The organism is Cyanobium sp. NIVA-CYA 375 (assembly GCF_056108345.1).
Map to the genome: position 1 here is coordinate 1 of NZ_JBSYHW010000229.1, position 1,095 is coordinate 1,095.

1 protein-coding gene is annotated in these 1,095 nt (G+C 71.2%); it reads left to right on the forward strand.

The window, feature by feature from the left end; all coding sequences use genetic code 11:
- Window positions 1-47 precede the first annotated feature (47 nt).
- Window positions 48-1,095, forward strand: a 1,048-nt coding sequence (locus tag AC01FP_RS17725; RefSeq protein WP_474482059.1) for a hypothetical protein, incomplete at its 3' end; no start/stop codon positions are given.

Sequence of the window (1,095 nt, forward strand, 5' to 3'; positions counted from 1 at the left end):
GCGGGTTGGGGCATGGCGAGTCCGGAGCGACCCCGGACTCGCCCCTGATGTCGGACAGTTTCGAGCGCCCCCAGCGAGCCGGACGCGTGATCGGCAGCCGATCGCCCGACGGCAGCCGGCGCCAGGGTGCAGACCGTGAGGGTGTGATCAGCGCCGACAACGGGGCCATGCGCATTGCGCCGCTGCTGCAACCCGGCTGGGGCCGGGAAGGTCTGGCCTATGGCCCTTGCCGCCGCGAGAACGGGGTTGCGTTTGCGGTGTTCATGCTCAATGGCCACAACACCGCGCAGACCGAAAACCTGACGGAGACCTTCCGTGCGCGGCTGAACCGCTGGTTCGTCGGCTCCGAGGTCTTCAGGCGCCGCCACCGGCTGGCCCAGTTCCTGACCTCCAATCGCAAACTGAGAACGCTCCGGCAGTGGCGCTGGTGGCGGCGCATCGCCAAGGAAGCGCCCGCGGTGCCGCTGATCGACGAGAACCTCGCGGTGGGCTGGTTCCCGACGCCGGCGCCCCAGGATCCGGTTCGCGGCCCGGCCAGCGCCCTCGTCATGCACGCCACCGGTGCCGAGAACGGGGAGCTCTGGGCACGCAGCGGGGAGACAGCAATGCCCACCGTGCGCGGCGTACAGAACCTGCCCGTCTACTACGTGGTGGTCCTGCGCGAGTTCGGCGCGGCCTACTACGCGTCTTCGGTGCCCGATGCCCACGGCCTGGGCTGTTACCCTGCTCTGCGCCCGATCGCGATCGATCCGCATGGGGGCGACCCCGAGCTGTACGCCGGCCTGCACCAGTCGACCCTCGGCCAGATCGGCTTTCGGCTCGACACCCGCGTCTATGGCACGCGGGTCGCGCGGATCGCGGCATGGTCTGACTGGTACGGGACGGCCATCGCCGCGGACAGCCTGCAAGGCGATGACGCGCTGGACGGCAGCAGCGCGGAACAGGGGGGCCCCTGGCGGGTGACCCGCGGCGGCTTCGCGCGCACCGCCGAGGGCGCGTGCACCACGGCCGACGACAGCGTAGCCCTGCTCGACACCCCTGCCCCGGCGGGCCTGGTGCACGTGATGCTCCGATGCGCGGCCGACACACCCGCGT